At 66.2% G+C, this 12,352-nt stretch carries 10 protein-coding genes and 1 tRNA gene; 5 read left to right on the top strand and 6 right to left on the bottom strand.

The annotated features are described in order from the left end of the window. Positions 1–96: 96 nt before the first annotated feature. Both tig and ACOOE2_RS02910 read right to left on the bottom strand, forming a co-directional pair. Positions 97–1,701 carry a trigger factor gene (tig, locus tag ACOOE2_RS02915; protein WP_420381528.1) on the bottom strand — a complete coding sequence of 535 codons (1,605 nt, stop codon included), beginning with the start codon at positions 1,699–1,701 and terminating at the stop codon, positions 97–99. Positions 1,702–1,769: 68 nt separating this feature from the next. Further along, positions 1,770–1,854: transfer RNA gene (locus tag ACOOE2_RS02910), tRNA-Leu, on the bottom strand. Positions 1,855–2,028: 174 nt separating this feature from the next. On the opposite strand from ACOOE2_RS02910, the gene ACOOE2_RS02905 reads away from it, so the two are divergent. Next, a complete protein-coding gene (locus ACOOE2_RS02905; RefSeq protein ID WP_420381527.1) occupies positions 2,029–2,730 on the top strand; it encodes a lysozyme inhibitor LprI family protein in 702 nt (233 codons plus the stop codon). A gap of 16 nt (positions 2,731–2,746) precedes the next feature. Here ACOOE2_RS02905 and sppA read toward each other — a convergent pair whose 3' ends face one another. Next, positions 2,747–4,669 carry a signal peptide peptidase SppA gene (gene sppA / locus ACOOE2_RS02900; RefSeq protein WP_420381526.1) on the bottom strand — a complete coding sequence of 641 codons (1,923 nt, stop codon included), beginning with the start codon at positions 4,667–4,669 and terminating at the stop codon, positions 2,747–2,749. Between the two features lie 93 nt (positions 4,670–4,762). Between sppA and ACOOE2_RS02895 the strand changes: the two genes are divergently transcribed. Together ACOOE2_RS02895 and ACOOE2_RS02890 are read left to right on the top strand one after the other, a co-directional pair. Further along, the gene (locus ACOOE2_RS02895) at positions 4,763–5,797 is read left to right on the top strand and encodes an aspartate carbamoyltransferase catalytic subunit (RefSeq protein ID WP_420381525.1); all 1,035 of its coding nucleotides are present in this window, start codon (positions 4,763–4,765) and stop codon (positions 5,795–5,797) included. Further along, entirely contained in the window at positions 5,794–7,023 is a 1,230-nt protein-coding gene (locus ACOOE2_RS02890; protein ID WP_420381524.1) for a dihydroorotase, read from the top strand. Before ACOOE2_RS02895 ends, ACOOE2_RS02890 begins: the two co-directional genes overlap by 4 nt. A gap of 181 nt (positions 7,024–7,204) precedes the next feature. On the opposite strand, the gene ACOOE2_RS02885 is transcribed toward ACOOE2_RS02890, so the two are convergent. The 3 genes from ACOOE2_RS02885 to ACOOE2_RS02875 are packed head-to-tail and all read right to left on the bottom strand — an operon-like array spanning position 7,205 to position 9,686. Beyond that, positions 7,205–8,557: a tetratricopeptide repeat protein gene (locus ACOOE2_RS02885; RefSeq protein ID WP_420381523.1), complete on the bottom strand. Its 1,353-nt coding sequence runs from the start codon at positions 8,555–8,557 to the stop codon at positions 7,205–7,207. Further along, the gene (locus tag ACOOE2_RS02880; RefSeq protein WP_420381522.1) at positions 8,554–8,952 is read right to left on the bottom strand and encodes a hypothetical protein; all 399 of its coding nucleotides are present in this window, start codon (positions 8,950–8,952) and stop codon (positions 8,554–8,556) included. Before ACOOE2_RS02880 ends, ACOOE2_RS02885 begins: the two co-directional genes overlap by 4 nt. Beyond that, entirely contained in the window at positions 8,949–9,686 is a 738-nt protein-coding gene (locus tag ACOOE2_RS02875; RefSeq protein WP_420381521.1) for an AAA family ATPase, read from the bottom strand. The genes ACOOE2_RS02880 and ACOOE2_RS02875 overlap by 4 nt, the downstream gene beginning before the upstream one ends. 235 nt (positions 9,687–9,921) lie before the next feature. Here ACOOE2_RS02875 and ACOOE2_RS02870 point away from each other — a divergent pair, with 235 nt between their 5' ends. Together ACOOE2_RS02870 and ACOOE2_RS02865 are read left to right on the top strand one after the other, a co-directional pair. Continuing rightward, entirely contained in the window at positions 9,922–11,112 is a 1,191-nt protein-coding gene (locus ACOOE2_RS02870) for an SPOR domain-containing protein (protein ID WP_420381520.1), read from the top strand. After that, on the top strand, positions 11,096–12,343 hold the full coding sequence (locus ACOOE2_RS02865; protein ID WP_420381519.1) for a DUF418 domain-containing protein: 1,248 nt from the start codon (positions 11,096–11,098) through the stop codon (positions 12,341–12,343). The genes ACOOE2_RS02870 and ACOOE2_RS02865 overlap by 17 nt, the downstream gene beginning before the upstream one ends. The last annotated feature ends 9 nt before the right edge of the window (positions 12,344–12,352 follow it).

The following is a 12,352-nucleotide window of genomic DNA, read 5'->3' as shown; positions in this document are numbered from 1 at the left end:
CAAAGCAATCAGCAACAAGGCCTCCGGCGGCTCTACGCAAAAGGGGCGCGACCCTCGCGGATCGCGCCCCTTGTTCATGGCCCGGGCCAGGTGGCGTTATTCGCCCGAAGCATCTTCCGCAGGAGCGGCTTTCTTCTTCGGCGCAGCCTTCTTCTTAGGTGCAGCAGCGTCCTCGGCAGGAGCAGCGTCCGGTGCGGGCTCCGCTTCGACCGGCGCCTTGGCAGCGGCCTTCTTCTTCGGCGCGGCGGGCGCTTCGTCTGCCGGCGCAGCGTCCTCGGTCGGCGCTGCGTCCTCGGCAGCCGCCTTTTTCTTCGGCGCGGCCTTTTTCTTGGGCGCCGCTTCCTTGGCTTCCGGCTTCGCGACATTGCCGTCTTCGTCGGCTTCGATCGCAGCCTGCAGCTCGTCGCGCGTCACTTCGCGTTCGGTCACTTCGGCCTTGTCGAACAGGAAATCGACGACTTTGTCTTCATACAGCGGCGCGCGCAGCTGGGCGGCGGCCATCGGTTCGGAACGGACGTATTCGACGAAACGCTGACGATCCTGTTCGCGGTACTGCTGCGCCGCCTGGCGGACGAGCATTTCCATTTCCTGGTTCGAGATCGTCACGCCATTGGCCTGGCCGATTTCCGACAGCAACAGGCCCAGGCGTACGCGGCGCACGGCGATGCGGCGGTAATCGTCCTTCTCGGCCTCGATTTCCTTCAGCGCGTCCTCGGGGTTTTCTTCCTGGCTCGCTTCCTGGGTCAGCTGCTGCCAGATCTGCTCGAACTCGGCCTCGACCATCGACGGCGGCACTTCGAAATCGTGCCCCGCGGCGAGCAGGTCGAGCAACTGGCGCTTCATCTGCGTCCGCGTCAGCCCGGCGGTTTCCTGTTCGAGCTGGCCGCGCAGCAGCCCGCGCAGCTGTTCGATGCTTTCCAGACCCAGCGACTTGGCAAAATCGTCATCGGCAACAAATTCACCCGCGACTTTCACGGCCTTGACCGTGATGTCGAACGTCGCGGCCTGGCCCTTCAGGTGCTCGGCGGGGTAATCTTCGGGGAACGTGACGGTGATCGTCTTTTCCTCGCCGGCTTTCACGCCGACCAGGTTTTCCTCGAACCCGGGGATGAAGCGACCCGCGCCCAGTTCCAGCGGCGAATCCTCGGCGGTGCCGCCTTCAAAGGCCACGCCGTCGAGCTTTCCGACGAAATCGATCACGATCTGGTCGCCATCGGCGGCCACGGCGCCTTCGGGCGCGTCGATGAAAGTCTTCTGCCCTTGCGCGATACGCAGGACCGCTTCATCGACTTCGGCATCGCTGATCGGCACAGTCAGCTTTTCCAGCTTCAGGCCATCGGTCGATGGCGTTTCGATCACCGGCAGCACTTCGAGCGAGACCGCCAGTTCGGCATCCTTGCCCTGATCATAGCCATCGGCCAGTTCGACCGCAGGCTGGGTCGCGGGGCGCAGGCCCTTGTCCGAAACCAGCTGGTCGATCGCTTCGCGAATCGAGGTCTGCAACGCTTCCTGGTGCAGCGCGGGGCCATGCATCTTGCGCACCAGATTGGCGGGCACCTTGCCGGGACGAAAACCGGGCATCTTCAGCGTCGGCGCGATCTTCTTGACCTCGCCGTCGATGCGCGCGGCGATATCTGCGGCCGCAATGGTCACGGAATAGGCGCGTTTCAGGCCTTCGTTGCTGGTTTCGACGATCTGCATCAGCTACATCCAACTCTATACTATCGACGTCATGTCTTGTTCGAAAATCGGCGCCGGGCTGAAGGTGCTGGTGCGGGCGAAGGGATTTGAACCCCCACATCTTGCGATACTGGAACCTAAATCCAGCGCGTCTACCAGTTCCGCCACGCCCGCATCCGGTGAAAGGCGAGCGACGCCCCTATCGTAGCGGCTGCAAAAGGGCAAGTGCGCACCGCTGACGCGCGGACGGGCCATTTGCGGGCGATCGTGACGGCATTCATGAACTCCAGTTCATGTTCGGCTCAGATTGGAAACGCCACCAAGCGCGCGGAGTTCAAGGAGACCGGCATGAAGCAAATCGTCATCGTCGCGGCCTGTGCCACGCTGGCCGCGGCCGTGCCCGCCAACGCCCAAAGCGCCGGGGCATTCATGAAAAATCCCGCGTTTCAGGACCCACCGCCGGCGCAATGCATCTCGACATTCGATCTGCAGCATTGCGCCGCGCATGATCTGCGGGTCGCGGATGCCCAAATGACGACGCGCTACAATGGCCTGCGCGCAACGCTGCCCACGGCCGCACGCACCGCGCTGCTTGCCGAACAACGCGCGTGGCTGCGGTCGCGCGACCGCGACTGCCTGGCCAAAGGCCGCGGGGGCGGAACGATCGCAGGGGTGAACGTGGCGCAATGCTGGGTCGATACGACAAAGTTGCGCAGCAATGTGCTGGCCGACCGGGCCCGGCAACCGTCAGCGGGAGCAACCATCTATACGGCATCGGCATTCGTGGGCCGCTGGCGAGGCGGCGAAGGCACGACCATGACCATCACGCGGCGCGGGCAGAATTTTGTCATCGACAACCAGTGGGGCCTCGATGCGAACATGCATGGCACGTTCACCGGCACGCTTACCCGGTCGGGCCTGCGCTTCGTGCGCAACAGCATTGTGGAAACCGCGCGCCCGAGCAGGGGCGACGCGGTCAATCGCAGCGCGCTGCGTGGCAAGACCGACTGCTTGATGGTGTCGCGCGACGAGGGGTATTGCCGGTATTAGACCGCGCTGCGCTAAATCAATGACCGGCGCGCAGCAGCCATAGCAACCACGGTGCACGGCCGATGGCCCTGCCCGCGCCGACAATGCCCGCGCTGTTGCTTTGCGGCGCATCGGCCGGGTTCATCAGGCCCGCGCATTCCAGGCAATAGGCCTGCGCGCCCTGCCCGCCGAGCAGGCGATCAAGGTCGGCGGAGAATTGTCCCGCCAGCGCAAATTGCGCCGAGGCGACGCGCCCCGCCAGATCGCCAGCCATGGCGCTGCTGTCGCTGGTATCGCCGCTGTCGGAATTGTCACCCGACAGCACGTCTTGCACAAATCCGCTGAACCCGCTGGGCGCATCGGCCAGAAACACCGGATGCCAGGCATTGGCCCCCGCACGCTTCGCCGCCCAGGCCACCGCCTGATCCAGCCCGCCCATTTCGTCGACCAGCCCGTTTTGCAGCGCGGTTGCGCCATCCCACACGCGCCCTTGCGCGATCTTGTCGATCGCTTCCGGCGTCTGGTGCCGCGATGTGGCGACCAGTCCGACAAACCGGCGATAGCCCATGTCGATCTCGCTCTGCAGCACTGCAGACATTTCGGGCGTGAGCCCGCCGACCGGATCGGGCTGGCCCGACAGCGGCGTCGTGCGGATGCTGTCCGTCCCCACGCCGATTTTAGCCAGCGCATCTTCGAAACTGGGGATGATCGCAAAAATGCCGATCGACCCCGTGATCGTATCGGGCTGCGCAAAGATGCGATCGCCGGGCGTCGACACCCAATATCCGCCGCTTGCGGCCAGACTGCCCATCGATACCGCGATCGGTAGACCCTTCGCCTTGAACCGCGCGATCGCGGCGCGGATCCGCTCGGCGCCCGTTACCGACCCGCCCGGCGAATTGACTCGTACGACCAGCGCGGAATAATTGCCGCTGTCGCTCGCCTTGTCGATCAGCGCGGCAATCCGGTCGCCGCCCGCCGCGCCCGGCCCCGCCTTGCCATCGACGATATCGCCCGCAACCGTCACCACCGCGATCGCCTTGCCCGGCGTCGGATTGCCGATATCGGCCAGATACGCGCCCAGGCGCGTCATCTTGTAGCCATCGGTCTTGTCGGCGCCGACCAGTTCCGCCACGCGCTTTTCAAACATCGGCTTGTCGCCGATTTTGTCGACCAGGCCCGCGCTTTGCGCCGCCTTGGCCGCATCGTCGCCCGACGCGTGCAGCCATTTGACCGGATCGCCCGTAACCAGCGCCAGATCGGCCTTGGGCCGCGCGCGCTTCACATTGTCGAGCCAGTCATGCCAGATCGCGGTATAGACTTCCGTTTCGGCGGTCTTCGCTTCGGGCGACAGATTGTTGCGCACATACGGCTCGACCGCACTTTTGTACGTGCCGACCTTGAACACGTGCGCCTTGATTTTCAGCCGGTCGAGCAGATCGTGATAGAACAGGATCGTCCCGCCCGGCCCGCGCAGCATCACGCCGCCCAGCGGATCGACCCACACTTCGCTGGCATGCGCGGCCAGCAGATAGGTGCCGTCGCCATACAGCATCGCGCGCACCAGCACCGGTTTGCCGGCATGGCGCACTTTGTCGATTGCCGCGCCGATCCGCGCCAGCGAAACCTGGCTGCCGCCGCCGAACGCTTCGAGATCGAGCGTCAGTGCGTGGATCCGCCCGTCGTTCGCCGCGCCCTCGATCGCGCGCACCAGGTCGCGCTCGACAAACTGATGCCGCACCGCGCCGCCAAGCAGCAGCGCGGTCGGTTCGATGCGCGAGCGTTCCTCTACCACCGGGCCGTCGATCGTCAGCGCCAACGCGCCGTCCTGCACCCGCCCCGCCTGCGGCTTCATCGACAGGGCCAGCGACAGCAGGCCGAAGAAGAACAGCAACAGGATGAGCACGAGCCCGTCCTTGATGGCGACGAGGATTTTCCAGACTGCGCGGGCGAATTTCATGGCCCTGTGTCTATGAGGCGTTTTGCAAATGCGCCAGCCGAAAGAAATGCGCGCTGGCGTAATGGCACCTGTGTGCTTATTGCCCGGTCTTTGATGCAACCATCGAACCCCAGCACCACCCCGAAGCGCCAGTACCCCGAAGGCGGCCATGCGTTTCCCCATCGCGACCTGACCGGGATCGGCCGGCTGGAACGGCACGAGATCCTGTATCTGCTCGACGAAGCCGAACAATGGGTCGAACTGAACCGTCAGCCACACAAACGCGCCGCGCTGTTGCAGGGCCTGACGATCATCAACGCGTTCTTCGAAAATTCCACGCGCACGCTGCTGTCGTTCGAAATCGCGGGCAAGCGCCTGGGCGCAGATGTCGTCAACATGCACGCCGCGACATCGAGCGTGAAAAAGGGCGAAACGCTGATCGACACCGCGATCACGCTCAACGCGATGCGCGCCGATGCGATCGTCATTCGCCATGCGAGCTCGGGCGCGGTACGGCTGATCGCCAGCAAGGTCGATTGCCCGGTCTTGAACGCCGGCGACGGGCAGCACGAACATCCCACGCAAGCCCTGCTCGATGCACTGACCATCCGCCACGCGCTCAAACTGCCGCCGGGCAGCGATCTGAATGGCCTGGTCGTGACGATCTGCGGCGATATCCTGCACAGCCGGGTCGCGCGGTCGAACATTCTGGCGCTGGGCGCGCTCGGCGCCGATGTCCGCGTCTGCGCCCCGCCGGCGCTGCTGCCCGCCGAGATCGAGGCGATGGGCGTGACCGTCTTTCACGATTTCGATGCCGCGCTGAAAGGCGCCAATGTCATCATGATGCTGCGGTTGCAGATGGAGCGGATGCAGGGCCAGTTCATCCCCTCTCCGCGCGAATACCGCCACCTCTATGGCCTGACGCTCGACCGCTTTGCGCGCGCGCTGCCCGATGCGCTGGTCATGCACCCCGGCCCGATGAACCGCGGCGTGGAAATCGACAGCCAGGTCGCCGACGATCCGGTGCGCAGCCTGATCACCCGCCAGGTCGAAAGCGGAGTCGCGATCCGCATGGCCTGTCTCGACGTGCTGACACGGCGCGCGCGCGGATTGCCCGGCTGGCCGATGCTGGCAGGAGTCGGCGCATGATCCCGCGCCCGATTACCATCACCGGCGGACGGCTGGTTTTGCCTCGCGGCGAGCCCCAGCCAGGCGCGATCCGCCTTGTCGACGGCCGCATCGCAGCGCTGGGCGATATAGCATCCGGACCCGATGACATCGTGATCAAGGCCGGCGGTGCGCTGATCACGCCGGGCCTCGTCGATCTGGGCGTGTTCGCGATCGACAAGCCTGCATTCCATTTTGGCGGCATCACCCGCGCCGCTTTGATGCCCGACCAGGGCCCGCCGCTCGACCATCCGGCGCGCGTGCGCTTTGCCGCGCTGTCGGGCAAACCCGACATGTGGATTCACCCGCTCGCAGCCGCCACGCGCGGGCTGGAGGGCAGCGAACTGGCCGAACTCGCACTGATGCGTGAAGCCGGTGCACGCGCGGTTGCGACCGGCCGGCGCTGGATCGGCGATTCGGGCGTGATGGCGCGGCTGCTGTCGTATTGCGCGATGCTCGATCTGGTCGTGGTCACGCATGCCGAAGATGCCGGGATGACTGGCAATGCCGTGGCAACCGCCGGCGAAATGGCGACACGTCTGGGCCTGCCCAGCGCGCCCGCACAAGCCGAGGCGCTGGCCGTGGCGCGCGACATCGCACTGGCCGAATTGACCGGCGCGCATGTCCATTTCCGCCAGGTGACGACCGCCGCCGCGCTCGATCTGGTGCGCGCCGCCAAAACACGCGGCATTCGCGTAACCGCAGGCGTCAGCCCGGCGCATTTCATGCTGTCGGATCTGGAACTCGCCGATTTCAGAACTTTCAGCCGCATGTCGCCGCCGCTGCGCCAGGATGCCGACCGCCGCGCGGTGATCGATGCGATTGCCGATGGCACGATCGACGTCATCACCTCGGGCCACGATCCGCGCGGCCCCGAAGACAAACGCCTGCCGTTTGTCGATGCCGAGCCGGGCATGGCCGGCGCCGAAACGCTGTTGCCCTTGACGCTGACGCTGGTGCGCGACGGGCGGATCGATCTGGCGCGTGCGTTCGACCTGCTGGCCGCAAACCCGGCGCGCCTGCTGAAAGTCGATGCCGGGCTGCTGGCAATCGGCGCACAGGCCGATATCGCGATCATTGATCCTGCACGGCCCTGGGTCGTCAATTCGGGCAAGATGGCCGCCAGCGCCGGCAACACCCCGTTTGACCGCCGCCCGGTCGAAGGCCGCGTCACCGCCCTGTTCAAAGGCGGCACGCAGATCGGTTAGCGGTACTTTAAATTCGGACGTTTCCGCGCCGAAGAAGCGGGACCCCGGGTCAAGCCCGGGGCGACGGTATTGTTATGTTGGCGCCTATGGGCCATCGCCCTTGGCCGCCGGAGGCGCTACTCTTTTGGCGTGTGTGAATCCAGTAGCCCTTCAGGCGAGGGGCTTGAAAAAACGACCTATTTCAGCGCTTGGGCGCGGCATTCATGCTCAGCCGCACCGGCGCGTGCACCGCCGGCTGCGCCGTTGCCGTCTGCACGCCGCTGACCTGGCCAGCAACATTGATCGCCATCACGAAACACGCGCCACCACGCTTACGCCACGAACCGCATGCCGATGTTGCCGTGGCTTGCGCGCCGAAACCGGCTGCCTGCAAGCGCCAGAAATCATGGCCGCGAACGTTGACCTTGGTCACCAGGCTGGGGTGCCCGGCCAGTGCGGGATTGCGCGCCAGGATATGCTGCCATGCGCGATGCGCCGATTCATCGCTGTTGTATGCGCCGATCTGGACGACATGCGTGCCCAGGCCTTTCACGGGCATGGCCACAGCGACCCTGGTCTTTGCGGCGCGGGCAACGTTCTGGCGCGGTGCAGGCATCATATCTGCCCGGTCCGTGACATGCACCCCAACCGGCAAGGCCGCAGCCGGACGCGATTCGGGCAGATCGATCCGCGCGAGCGCGCCCGATGCCGTCGGTGTCTGCACGGTTGCGACTTGTGCCGGCTGCACCGGCGCCAGTTCGGCCGCAGCGGCCTGAACCGGCGCGGTTTTCGCAAGGGGGGTTGCTTGTCCGGCGGGCGCTGGGAAATGGGCCAGTGCCAGGGCTTCGGGCTGACCCGTGTCGCCGACCAACGGCGCACCGACCATGGTGGCCACGCGGCGGCGGCCATCTTCGGGCCGAATCATCGCGGCCCAGGATTCCAGCCGGGCATCGACCTGGTTGGCGGGAATGTCTTGTCCGGCCATCACGCGCGCTTCGGCCCAGAAGCCCGACAGCGCATAGCCATAGGCCAGGTTCTGCCGCACTTTGGGGCCGGCCTTGCCGTTACGCACCGCAGTGGTCAGCACGGTCAGCCCGCGTTCGTTCTGCCCGGTCATGACCAACGCCAGTCCCAGATCGGCGGCGGGGATGACATCGCTATACGTGTTCAGCGTGTCGAGCGCAGCGCGGTTGTGCCCCAGCGCCAGATCCGCCAGCGCCAGGCCAAGCGCGGCGCGGCTGCTGTCGTCGCCCAATGCGATGGCATCGGAATAGGCAGAACGTGCGGATTCGAACCGGCCCCCGCGCAGGTAGGCATTGGCCAGCATCAGCCGCAGCCCCGCATTGCGCCCATCGGCATGCACGGCCTGTTCGGACAACGCGATCGCCTTGCCGTTGTTGCCCTTGTGCATCGCGTCGCGCGCCTGCTCGGCCAGCTTTTCCGGGTGCGGCGCGCTGGCGCATCCGCTGACGAGCATGGCCGCGGTTGCCCCGGTTGCCAGAACGGCACCGCGGGCGAAACGCGAAAGACGAAAGGAAGCGTGGCTGACGGTCATGGCTGGTTTCCGGTCGAACGAGGCGCGCGCGACGATGGTGTCGCAAGTGTACTCGGCGTTGAGGTTGCATCGAGATAGTGATCGAGCGCGTCGACCAGCACGCGTTGCGCACTGGTCGCGCGGGCGTTGGCGATTTCGCGCATACGCGCGTGGCGGGTGGCATCGAGCCGCACGGTGCACGCGATACGCTGTTTGGCGCCGGGCTGCGGTTCGTGCGTGCCGATCCCCAGCGCCACTGTCAGCCGCTCGATCTGGCGCAGGACTTCGGGAATGGCCGCGTCGGGCACGTCCGCATCGATGGGCGCAAACGACAGCGGCACGCGCCGCCCGCCGGCACGACGGCCGAGCAGGCTGGACCCGAGCGAGGCCATCGGTTTGGGCCCGCTGCCTGTCATGATCCGACCATGCGGCGGCCAAAGCCCGCTGCGGCTGGCCGTGCGCTGCCGGACGGCCGGGACGGGCCGCCCGCGCCTTGTCCGTGCGGCACGGCAAACACCGTGCGGCGAAAGTTCTTTTCCAGCCGTTCGGATACATACGTCCACAGCTCGGCCATTTCGCGCGCGGACTTGCCGCCGGGATCGACCTCCATCACGGTGCGGCCATCGATCATCGACGCGGCAAAATCGGTGCGGTGATGCATGATCACCGGCGCAACCGTGCCATGCTGGCTCAGCGCGACAGCGGCTTCGCTGGTGATGCGGGCATTGGGCGTGGCGGCGTTTACGACAAAAATCAGCGGCTTGCCCGCGCGGTCGCACAATTCGACCGTGGCGCCCACTGCGCGCAAGTCATGCGGGCTGGGCCGGGTCGGGATGACGACGAGTTCGGAAACCTGGATTACCGCCTGGATCGCCAGCGTGATCGCCGGCGGGGTGTCGATCACCGCCAGTTTGAAACCCTGGCTGCGCAACAACGCCAGATCGGTTGCCAGCCGCGCGACGCTGGTCTGCGCAAGCGCGGGATAGTCTGCCTCGCGCTCGTTCCACCATTCGGTCAGCGAGCCCTGCGGATCGATGTCGACAAGCACGACCGGTCCTGCCCCGGCGCGCTGCGCCTGCACGGCCAGGTGGCCGGACAAGGTTGTCTTGCCCGCGCCTCCTTTTTGCGATGCCAGTGCCAGTACGCGCACAACAGTTCCCCGATCCTGTCAAAACGAGTCGTCAAATCCCGGTTCCCGCAAAGACCCCGGGACAGTCTCGGTAAGAAGTATTCCAGATCGGTCTAAAATTTTGGTTAACGAAGTTTCGAATGCGCGGGCCTGCCGGGCAAAACGACCGATTCGCTCCCCCGCCAAGCACCACAGGGCCATTTATTGCTGAATATGGCGCTCTACGGTGCGCGTTTGGCCTTTAGGACCATGACGAATGACACAGATTCGTTTACGGATCGGCAAAATCGGGTTTCGGACGATCAGGGGCGTATTCGTGATGGGGTATTCGGCGGGGCATACGGGATTGGCACTGGCGGGATTGGCACTGGCGGCGCGGAGCATTGGCGCGGCCGTTCTGCTTGGGTTGATGGTGGCAGGCCCGGCGCAGGCCGACGTCAAGGAAGGCGTCGATGCGTGGAGCCGCGGCGATTACGACACCGCCGTGCAGCAATGGCAGATCCCCGCGAACAAGGGCGATGCCGACGCGATGTTCAACATGGGCCAGGCCTACAAATTGGGCCGGGGCGTGCCGCGCGACATGGGCAAGGCCGAGGATTATTACCGCCGCGCCGCGCAGAAGGGCCACGTTCGCGCCGCGGACAATTACGGCATCCTGCTGTTCCAGACCAGCCGCCAGTCCGAAGCGCTGCCCTGGCTGAACGCCGCGGCCGACCGGGGTGAACCCCGCGCGATGTATATCCTGGGCATCGCCGCCTATAACGGCGATTACGCGCCGAAAGATGTCGTGCGCGCCTATGCCTTGATGACCCGCGCTGCCGCCACCGGGCTGCAACAGGCGCAAAGCAGCCTCGCGGCAATGAACGACGGCATCCCGCTGGAACAGCGCCAGCAGGGCGTGGCGATGGCCGAAGAACTGGACCGCAAGGCCGCCGCCAACCGCTCGCGCGAAATGGGCGCCGCCGATCTGGGCGCCGCCGCGCCGGTTGCGGCCGCATCCGCAGCACCCGCCGGCCCGAGCCCGCGTGTTGCGCAGGCCCCATCGACGATGGCACTGGCCGGCCCCGCAACCGCCGGCGCCGCCTATGCGCAGCCGGTCACGATGCCGGCCCGCCCTGTCGTCGCGGCGCGCCCGGCTGCAACCAAGCCCATGAAACTGGCACCCGTGACGGCCCCTGGTGCTCCCACCCCCGTCGCCGCGCCGGCCATGCGCCACGACAGCGGCGGCGACTGGCGCCTGCAGCTTGGCGCATTTGGCCAGAAAGCCAATGCCGACGGGCTGTGGGCCAAAGTCCGCGGGCGGCCCGAAATCGCAGGGCACGCGCGCATCGATGCGGGCACCGGCATTTCGCGCCTGATGGCGGGCGGCTATTCGCAGGACAGTGCCAAGGCGGCCTGCGCCTCGCTCAAAGCCGCGGGCCTGACGTGCGTTGTCGTCAATCGTTAAGGCCAGGCAGCCCAGAATTGCCGCGATCGATTTTGTGCGCGGGGTCGCGCTGCTCGGCATCCTGACGATCAATGTGACCGGGTTCTGGGGCCCGACATTGGCCGGTTTCAGCCCGCATCTGCCGCGCGCGGAACCGGGTGGCGATGCGTGGTTCCTGATCGCGTTCGTGCTGTTCGAGGGCAAGATGCGCGCGCTGTTCACGCTGCTGTTCGGCGCAAGCATGCTGCTGTTCATCAACGCCGCCGATGCACGCGGCGCATGGGGCCCGGGGATGCAGGCGCGGCGGCTGGGCTGGTTGCTGCTGTTCGGCTATGCGCATTATCTGTTGCTGTGGTGGGGTGATATCCTGTTTCCCTATGCGCTGTGCGGGCTGGCTGCACTGCTGCTGTGCCGCATGCCGGCCGCCATGCTGATCAGCATGGGGCTCATGCTGTTCGGGCTCAGCCATGGGCTCGACGCGATCGGCGCAGTGCAGGGCATCATCGCCGAACACGCGGTCCTGACAGGGGCCCTGGCCCTGCCAACCGATCGCGCGGACGAGGCCGCGATGATGGCCCGCATCGCGCGGTCGCTGGCCGAGGACCACGCGATCCTGATTGCGCCGTTTTTCGCCGCGATCCGCCTGCGGCTGGCCACCGCGCCGTGGCTGCCGCTGCAGACCACCGGAGCGACCTTTACCGAAACGCTGCCGCTGATGCTGATCGGCATGGGGTTGCATCGCGCCGGGCTGTGGACCGGCGCGTGGCGCCGGCGCACGCTGGCATGGATGGCGGGGCTGGGCATCGGCCTGGGCGGCGCGATGACTGTGGCGCTGGCGTGGTGGATCGCAGCCCGCGATTTTCCACCGCGCGCGATGTTCGGCGTGATCCAGACGCTGACCGCGCTGCCGCATCTGATGATGGCGCTGGGCTATGGCGCGGCGCTGATGCTGTCCTGGCCGCTGGTTTGCCATACGCGCATCGGGCTTGCGCTGGCGGCGGCGGGGCGCACCGCCTTTACCAATTACCTGGGCACGACGATCGTGATGACCGCGCTGTTTTCGGGCTGGGGCCTTGGCCTCGCGGCATGGTTACCGCGCGGTTATCTGCCGCTGTTCATCCCGCTGGGCTGGCTCGCGATGCTCGCCTGGCCGCAGCGCTGGCTGACGACCCATGCCCAAGGACCGTTTGAAATGGTGTGGCGCCGGCTGACCTGGCTGGGTGTAAAGGACGCGAAGATAACCGCGCGTTAACCGCGAGGA

This window comes from Novosphingobium sp. (assembly GCF_965214355.1).
In the GTDB taxonomy this organism is placed as follows: domain Bacteria; phylum Pseudomonadota; class Alphaproteobacteria; order Sphingomonadales; family Sphingomonadaceae; genus Novosphingobium.
Note: the sequence above shows the minus strand (reverse complement) of the source record. Positions and strands in the feature narration are given on the sequence as shown.

Coding starts and splice junctions, on each gene's coding strand:
- ACOOE2_RS02880 (WP_420381522.1), bottom strand. CDS start 8,952: ATGACAGGCAGCGGGCCCAAACCGATGGCCTCGCTCGGGTCCAGCCTG.
- tig (WP_420381528.1), bottom strand. CDS start 1,701: ATGCAGATCGTCGAAACCAGCAACGAAGGCCTGAAACGCGCCTATTCC.
- ACOOE2_RS02890 (WP_420381524.1), top strand. CDS start 5,794: ATGATCCCGCGCCCGATTACCATCACCGGCGGACGGCTGGTTTTGCCT.
- ACOOE2_RS02885 (WP_420381523.1), bottom strand. CDS start 8,557: ATGACCGTCAGCCACGCTTCCTTTCGTCTTTCGCGTTTCGCCCGCGGT.
- ACOOE2_RS02870 (WP_420381520.1), top strand. CDS start 9,922: ATGACACAGATTCGTTTACGGATCGGCAAAATCGGGTTTCGGACGATC.
- ACOOE2_RS02905 (WP_420381527.1), top strand. CDS start 2,029: ATGAAGCAAATCGTCATCGTCGCGGCCTGTGCCACGCTGGCCGCGGCC.
- sppA (WP_420381526.1), bottom strand. CDS start 4,669: ATGAAATTCGCCCGCGCAGTCTGGAAAATCCTCGTCGCCATCAAGGAC.
- ACOOE2_RS02895 (WP_420381525.1), top strand. CDS start 4,763: ATGCAACCATCGAACCCCAGCACCACCCCGAAGCGCCAGTACCCCGAA.